The sequence below is a fragment of the Actinoplanes auranticolor genome, assembly GCF_018332655.1.
In the GTDB taxonomy this organism is placed as follows: domain Bacteria; phylum Actinomycetota; class Actinomycetes; order Mycobacteriales; family Micromonosporaceae; genus Actinoplanes; species Actinoplanes auranticolor.
This window is the reverse complement of sequence record NZ_BOQL01000121.1, coordinates 1-426: the sequence shown is the minus strand read 5'-3', so window position 1 is coordinate 426 and position 426 is coordinate 1. Positions and strand designations below refer to the sequence as shown.

Below are 426 nucleotides of genomic sequence, written 5' to 3'. Positions count from 1 at the left end.
GAAGCCGGAGGTGAGCATGATGGCCAGGCTGTAGAGCACGACGAGGATGGTTTCGGCGACGACGAGGAAGACCAGGACGTAGCCGGAGAGTTTGACTTCGTTGGCGCCGAGCAGGGCGACCAGGGCCCAGGCGAGGAACGCGGGGACGAACCAGTGCACGTCGAAGCCGAGCCAGTCGCTGAGCAGGGGTGCGCCGATGGCGGCGCCGAATGCGCCGTAGCAGCAGAGTTGGAAGCTGGTGTAGGTGGCCAGGGCGAACCAGGAGGTGCCGACGCCGAGCGGGCGGCCGATGCCGTGGGCGACGTAGGCGTAGAAGGCTCCGGCGTTGGGGATGTGCCGGGCCATGGCGAGGTAGCCGACGGCGTAGATCATCAGGATGGCGGCGACGGCGATGATCGCGATGGGGAAGCCGAGCAGGCCGGTCGC

1 pseudogene is annotated in these 426 nt (G+C 68.1%); it reads right to left on the bottom strand.

What is annotated here, in order from left to right:
* Positions 1–426: pseudogene (locus tag Aau02nite_RS45870) on the bottom strand (amino acid permease); the annotation flags it as partial.